The sequence below is a fragment of the Arthrobacter sp. FW306-1B-G06A genome (assembly GCF_058781765.1).
This window is the reverse complement of record NZ_JBYSXB010000076.1, coordinates 1-7032: the sequence shown is the minus strand read 5'-3', so window position 1 is coordinate 7032 and position 7032 is coordinate 1. Positions and strand designations below refer to the sequence as shown.

Sequence of the window (7032 nt, the reverse complement as noted above, 5' to 3'; positions counted from 1 at the left end):
CCGCCCCGCCCCCGACACACCGTGTCGGGGCCTGACCCACTTAACACACCCCAACACACGGCACACGAGCCAACCCCCGCTCACATGATGTGAGCCGGCGTCCTGCCGGGAGCCGGTATATGTGAGCGGGCGTCCCGCCAGGAGCCGCCACATGTGAGCCGGCGTCCCGCCAGAACCCCTTGTTTGTGAGCGAGCGTCCGCCCAGGAGCCGGCAAAGGTGAGCCGGCGTCCGCTCAAAACCCCCTATATGTGAGCGAGCGTCTACCCCGAGAAGAAGTCGGAGAGCTCGGCGATGAGCTTGTCCGGTGCGCGGATCACACCATCATGGCCGTGGCCGGGCAGGATGGTGTAACTCGATCCGGACAGGACGTCGTGGATCTGGCCACACGCCACACCGAAGTAGGCGGGGCTCTTTTCCCCGACCACAATGAGCGTCTCCAGCGGCAGCTCAAGGAAAGGCTCTGCGGGCATGTCCGCGGCGATGACTGCCTTGATCTCACGCACGCCGGCCTGCATGAGCTCCCGCATTTGTTTGCCCATGGGGGTGCCTGAGGTCAGCTTCGTGACGAGCGTCAGCATGGACAGCGGCATCCGCGCGAAGGCGCCCTCTGTTTCGACGCCCTTCACGAGCACAGCAAGCCCGCGGTCAAAGTCTCCAGCCGCCGTCGCGCGTTCGTATTCGCCCGTCCAGTCCGCCTTCACGCTGTGGTTGACGGAGACAGCGGGGTCGTAGACCGCCAGGCGTTCCACCGGCAGCGTACGCGCCGCGTGCAGGGCCACGGCGCCTCCGAAGCTGTGGCCGAAGACGTCGGTGCTGGCCGTGTGCTTCATGACTTCGGAAAGATCCCGGATATCGACGTCGAGGGTGTAGTCCTCGGGCTGGGGCGATGATTCACCACGGCCCCGGCGGTTGAAGGTGTGGACCGGGCGGCGCAAGGCGGCGCTGAGTTTCTGGGCGAACTTGGAATAGTCTGCGGCGGTCACCATGGATGCGGGCACGACGACGACGCCTGAGCCGCCGTTGGCAAGCTCACCGCCCGTCGTGAAGAGCTCGAGGGTTCCGCCGTCGGCCGTTGTGATGTTCTCGCGCGTCATGCTTCGAGCCTAACGGAGCCGCGGGGTTCCGTCAGTCCTTGAAATAGCTGGAAATGTCCGTCACGAGTTCCTTGACCGCGGCAGGAATGGATCCGTGGAAGCCTTTCGGCGATACCACCAGCGTGCTTCCCGGGACGGCTGCGTATAGCCGCTCTGCGGTGACCTTGTAGTATTCGGGGCTTTTGCTACCCACGATGAATCGCGTGCTCCGGGGGAGCACCGAGAAGTCCCGGGGATGCGCGGCTTCGTCGTAGGCGGCCTTGAGTTCGGCCACGCCCGTTGGCATGAGTCCCCTGAGGACCTTGTTGACCTTGGTGCGGGAAACAAGGGCCATGAGTCCCGCCAGGATGGGCTCCGGGATTCGCGCCAAAGCGGTGCCAGGCTGCATTCCCCGCTTCATCCTGGCCATGGCACGCCCCACATTCCCGCTGTCCACGGATTGGGCAAAGCCGTCCAGCCAGCCCGTGTCCATGCTCCCGTCGATGTTCACGGCCGCGTCATACACAGCCAGTTTGTCCGGCTCGTAGCTTGTTCCCGCAAACTCCTGGACGGCATTCAATGCCACGGATCCGCCAAGGCTGTGGCCGAGGAGGTTCCTGGCGCCGGTGGCGTCCAAAATGCTGCGGACGTCCGCTATCTCCGTGTCCATCGAGTAGTTCGCGGGTAGTTCCGAAGAGCTGCCGCGACCCCTGCGATCGTAGACGTCGACTGCCCAGCCCTCGCCGAGTCCCTTCGATAGCGCCATGGAAAAGGGCCGGTAGATGAGCGCGGTCAGGAATGCGCCCCCAATGAGCACCACGCGGCGTTCTCCTGGCGCGTCCACCGAGCCGTAACTGTACAAGGCGAGCTTGCCGCCGTCGGGCGTCGGGACCTCACGTTCTCTCACCGCTTCATCCTAGGGGGACGGCGCCTTCGCCGTCCCCCGCGCCAGGTAGCGGGCAATTCTCACAGCGAGCTGTTTGCCCGGCCGGAGGGGACCCTCGTGGAACTGCAATGGAACTACCGCAAAGTCCACCGGAGGAATGGCGGCCGCAAGCTGCCGGCCGGTTTCGGCAAAGTACGCCGGGCTCCACCCGCCGCTGAGCATCAGGGTTGGCGTCTTCAACTCCGCATAGTCTTGGATGTGCGAGTCGGCGTCAATGATCGCCCGCATCTCCAAAACCGCCGTCGGCAGCAATTCCCTCATCTCGGAACCCAACCTCGTCTTCGCGGAGAGGATGCTGAGCACCCGCAGTGCCCCGAGCGGCAAATAGGAAATCGGGCCGGCCGTGCCAAGCCCCTGGACCAAATGCGCCCATGCGTTGTCGAGCTGGCCAGCGGTGACGGCCTCTTCCAATTGCGGCCGCCAGCGCCCGTTCAAGTTGCCGGAGAGGGAAACCGCGGCGTCGTAAGTGACGAGGCGGGAAATGGGGGCGCGCAGCGCGGCCTGGAGCGCGACGAATCCGCCATAGCTGTGCCCGACAACATCGGTGGATCCGCTCGCTTCCATCACGGAAAGCAAGTCGCTGGTCTCCGTTGCGGCGGAGTAGCCGGGCGGCTGCGGCGCCGATCGGCCGCGGCCGCGCCGATTGTAGGAATGCACCGGCCGGCCTAGCAGGACGCTCAGGTTCCGGGCGAATGGCCAGTAGAGGGAATCGGTCACCAAGGTGCCGTGAACGAGCACGACGCCGGGCTCCTCCGTAGCGCCCGACGCGCCCGGAATGGACGCCTCAGCCGCCGGCCGGAAGGAGTGCACCTCGAGGTGCCCGCCGTCGTCGTCCGTTTCAACTGTCCATGTCTCCACAGCCCGAGTCTATGTTGCCGCGGGGGCGGGAGGGGAAGATAGGGAACTCCAAGGAATCCCCGGTAAACTTGTGGATTGTGACTTCCGCAAACACCCCATCCCCGCACACCGCCGCCGAGCCTGCCGACGCCAGCGAGCAGATGCGCATCCGCATGGAAAAGCGCAGCAAGCTGATTGAGCGCGGCACCGAGGCCTACCCGGTGGGTGTTGAGCGGACGCATTCCCTTGCCGAGATCCGCGAGAAGTACGCACATCTCGAGGCTGACGAAACCACCGGCGACATCGTGGGCGTCACCGGCCGTGTGGTGTTCGTGCGCAACACCGGCAAGCTCTGCTTCGCTACCCTCCAGGAGGGCGGTGTGGACGGGAAGGGCGTGCGCCTGCAGGCGATGCTCAGCCTGGCAAACGTCGGCGAGGAAACCCTCGCGGACTGGAAAGCGCTGGTGGACCTCGGAGACCACGTTTTCATCAAGGGCGAAGTCATTTCCTCCAGGCGTGGCGAGCTCTCTGTCATGGCTGATTCCTGGTCCATGGCCTCCAAGGCCTTGCGCCCGTTGCCGGTGCTGCACGCCGAGCTGAATGAGGAAACCCGTGTCAGGCAGCGCTATGTGGACCTGATGGTCCGTGACGAAGCCCGGGAAATGGTCTACACCCGCGCGGCGATTACCCGCTCGGTTCGCGACACTTTGGACCGCCGCGGCTATGTGGAGGTGGAGACCCCCATCCTGCAGCTCGTCCACGGTGGTGCCACGGCCCGGCCGTTCGAGACGCACATGAATGCCTTCGACCAGAAGATGACGTTGCGCATCGCCACAGAGCTCTTCCTCAAGCGTGCCGTGGTGGGCGGAATCGATCGCGTCTACGACATGGGCCGCGTGTTCCGCAACGAAGGCGTCGACTCCACGCACAGCCCTGAATTCACCACCTTGGAATGCTACGAGGCGTGGGCGGACCAGTTCGTCATGGCCGAACGCATGAAGGAAATCATCCTGAACGTCGCCGACGTCGTGGGCACCCGCACCATCCAGACTGACGCCGGAGAGATCGACCTCGACGGCGAATGGGCCTGGGTTGCTGTCTACCCGGGGCTCTCCGAGGCGATCGGGGAAGAGATCACCCCCGACACCACGGTGGCGGAACTGCAGGCCATTGCCGCCAAGCACGAGGTCAAGGTGGATCCGAAGTGGGACGCCGAGAAGCTTGTCGTGGAACTGTTTGGCGAGATCGTCGAGCCGACCCTGCTCAACCCGACCTTCGTCTACAACTACCCACCCTCCGCGCAGCCCCTTGCCCGCCCGCACCGGGAGGACGGCCGCCTGATCGAGGCCTGGGACCTCATCATTGGCGGCATGGAACGCGGCACGGCCTTCTCCGAGCTGATCGACCCCGTCATCCAGCGCGAACGCCTCACGGAGCAGTCGCGTCGTTCGGCCGCCGGCGACGTCGAGGCAATGCAGTTGGATGAAGACTTCCTGCGCGCCCTCGAGTACGGTGCTCCGCCCATGGGCGGCATCGGCCTAGGCATCGACCGCTTGGTCATGCTGTTCACCGGAGCAGGCATCCGGGAAACCATCTTGTTCCCACTCCTCAAGCCCGAAGGGCACTGACCATGGAATACATTGCCGTTCTTGCACCGTCCGTTGTTGTCGGACTTCTCTTTTGGTTTGCCATGAAGGCTATCTTCAACGCGGACAAATCAGAGCGCCAAGCAGAAGCCCGCGCCCAGGAAGAAGCCGGATTCGGAATTGCCAAGCCTGCGGGCGACGGCTCAACACCTGCCAAATAGCTCTTTCTCGGGGCCGCTCCCGAAGATTTAATAGTGCCTTTGACGGAGCCTTTGACGGGGTGCCATGCGCTGGACGATAATCTTTAATTAGTAGTCTAGCTATTCTGCATATCCGACCCCTCCAAAAGAGAGTCTTTTCATGGCACAGAAAGTCAAAATTATCCTCGTTGACGACCTGGATGAGGGCTCTGCGGATGAAACTGTCCGCTTTGGCCTTGATGGAGTCAGTTACGAAATGGACCTGTCCAGTGCCAACGCTGCGAAGCTGCGGGACGCTCTGGGGCCATTTGTAGCCAAGGCACGCAAGACATCGACCGGCCGTGCAACGCGTAGCCGCGTTGCCGCAGGGAGAAACCAGGACTCGGCACAGATCCGTCAATGGGCGCGCGAGAACGGTTATACCGTAAACAGCCGTGGCCGCATTCAGGCCGAAATTCAGGAAGCCTACCAGAAGGCCAATTCCTGACACCAAGTATCAATACCCCGGCCCTACGGCCGGGGTATTGTCATTTAACTGCCCGGCTCGTCGGGATAACGGTGTTGTGCACCACTATTCCAGGGAAGCCTTGGAGTCGACTGGGCGTATCCGGTAGGCAGTCACCGCTTTCGCGGAGAAGAACGACGGCGGCCGGCCGGCTCGCGGGGGTGCCGGCCGAAGCGGCGCCTGATTGGGGAAGCCCCGGATGTGGTCTCCGCCGCGGTCCTGGGGCCCACGGACGGGTTGAGCGAACTTATTCCCGGGTGCGGCCATGTTTCCCCTGTGGCGAACACGCCCCAAAATTCCAGCGTTGCCACGTAGCATCAAAGTACGTCGTAGCTAGGAGTGTGGCGAAATGTTTGAGAGATTTACGGACCGTGCCCGTCGCGTTGTTGTGCTTGCCCAAGAAGAGGCACGCATGCTCAACCACAACTACATCGGTACCGAGCACATCCTCTTGGGTCTTATCCACGAGGGTGAAGGCGTTGCCGCCAAGGCGCTTGAGTCCCTGAGCATTTCGCTCGATGGCGTCCGCGAGCAGGTACAGGAGATCATCGGCCAGGGCCAGCAAGCCCCGTCCGGGCACATCCCCTTCACCCCGCGCGCCAAGAAGGTACTTGAGCTCTCGCTCCGCGAAGCCCTTCAGCTCGGCCACAACTACATCGGTACCGAGCACATCCTGCTCGGCCTCATCCGCGAGGGTGAAGGCGTTGCCGCGCAGGTCCTGGTCAAGCTTGGCGCCGACCTCAACCGCGTCCGCCAGCAGGTCATCCAGCTGCTCTCCGGCTACCAGGGCAAGGAAACTGCGGGTCCTGGCTCAGGCCCAGGCCAGCAGGAAGGCACCCCGGCCGGTTCGGTGGTGCTGGACCAGTTCGGCCGCAACCTCACCCAGGCCGCGCGGGAGAACAAGCTTGATCCTGTGATCGGCCGCGAGCTGGAGATGGAACGCGTCATGCAGGTCCTCTCCCGCCGGACCAAGAACAACCCCGTGCTGATCGGCGAGCCCGGCGTCGGCAAGACGGCCGTCGTCGAGGGCCTCGCCCAGGCGATCGTCCGCGGAGACGTCCCGGAGACCATCAAGGACAAGCAGCTCTACACGCTTGACCTCGGTTCCCTCGTGGCCGGTTCCCGTTACCGTGGTGACTTCGAAGAGCGCCTGAAGAAGGTCCTGAAGGAAATCCGGACCCGCGGGGACATCATCCTCTTCATCGACGAGATCCACACGCTCGTGGGTGCCGGCGCCGCTGAGGGTGCCATCGATGCCGCGTCCATCCTCAAGCCGATGCTGGCGCGTGGTGAACTCCAGACCATTGGTGCCACCACCTTGGATGAGTACCGCAAGCACATCGAGAAGGACGCCGCCCTTGAGCGCCGCTTCCAGCCGATCCAGGTCAAGGAGCCTTCCGTCGCGCATGCGATCGAAATCCTCAAGGGCCTGCGTGACCGTTACGAGGCGCACCACCGGGTGACCATCACCGACGGCGCACTTGCCTCTGCGGCAACGCTGGCCGAACGCTACATCTCGGACCGCTTCCTGCCGGACAAGGCGATCGACCTGATCGATGAAGCCGGTGCCCGTCTTCGCATCCGCCGCATGACGGCTCCGCCGGAGCTCAAGGCCATGGATGAGCGCATCGCCGAGGTGAAGATGGAGAAGGAATCCGCCATCGACGCCCAGGACTTCGAAGGCGCTGCCTCGCTGCGCGACAAAGAGCAGAAGCTCATTGCCGAGCGCGCCGAGAAGGAACGCAACTGGAAGTCCGGCGGCATGGACGATATCTCCGAGGTGGACGAGGAGCTGATTGCCGAAGTCCTCGCGAACTCCACCGGCATCCCGGTCTTCAAACTCACCGAGGAAGAATCCAGCCGCCTGCTCAAGATGGAGGAGGA

Annotated in this window: 7 protein-coding genes; 4 read left to right on the top strand and 3 right to left on the bottom strand. The window is 63.7% G+C overall.

What is annotated here, in order from left to right; genetic code table 11:
- Positions 1-261: 261 nt before the first annotated feature.
- The 3 genes from AC3WJM_RS22800 to AC3WJM_RS22790 are packed head-to-tail and all read right to left on the bottom strand — an operon-like array spanning position 262 to position 2878.
- Positions 262-1095 (bottom strand): alpha/beta fold hydrolase, encoded by an 834-nt coding sequence (locus tag AC3WJM_RS22800; protein WP_284990902.1) that lies wholly within the window; start codon positions 1093-1095, stop codon positions 262-264.
- 31 nt (positions 1096-1126) lie between these two features.
- Positions 1127-1981, bottom strand: a complete 855-nt coding sequence (locus AC3WJM_RS22795; protein WP_306964172.1) for an alpha/beta fold hydrolase — start codon at positions 1979-1981, stop codon at positions 1127-1129.
- Positions 1982-1990: 9 nt separating this feature from the next.
- Positions 1991-2878: an alpha/beta fold hydrolase gene (locus AC3WJM_RS22790; RefSeq protein ID WP_284990900.1), complete on the bottom strand. Its 888-nt coding sequence runs from the start codon at positions 2876-2878 to the stop codon at positions 1991-1993.
- 77 nt (positions 2879-2955) lie between these two features.
- On the opposite strand from AC3WJM_RS22790, the gene lysS reads away from it, so the two are divergent.
- The 4 genes from lysS to AC3WJM_RS22770 form a co-directional block, all read left to right on the top strand.
- The gene (gene lysS / locus AC3WJM_RS22785) at positions 2956-4485 is read left to right on the top strand and encodes a lysine--tRNA ligase (protein WP_059390282.1); all 1530 of its coding nucleotides are present in this window, start codon (positions 2956-2958) and stop codon (positions 4483-4485) included.
- A gap of 2 nt (positions 4486-4487) precedes the next feature.
- Positions 4488-4664, top strand: a complete 177-nt coding sequence (locus AC3WJM_RS22780; RefSeq protein WP_172465751.1) for a hypothetical protein — start codon at positions 4488-4490, stop codon at positions 4662-4664.
- Positions 4665-4803: 139 nt separating this feature from the next.
- Positions 4804-5130 carry a histone-like nucleoid-structuring protein Lsr2 gene (locus AC3WJM_RS22775; protein ID WP_059390281.1) on the top strand — a complete coding sequence of 109 codons (327 nt, stop codon included), beginning with the start codon at positions 4804-4806 and terminating at the stop codon, positions 5128-5130.
- A 367-nt stretch (positions 5131-5497) separates the two neighbouring features.
- A partial coding sequence (locus AC3WJM_RS22770; RefSeq protein ID WP_492273032.1) for a Clp protease N-terminal domain-containing protein occupies positions 5498-7032 on the top strand: 1535 nt, incomplete at its 3' end.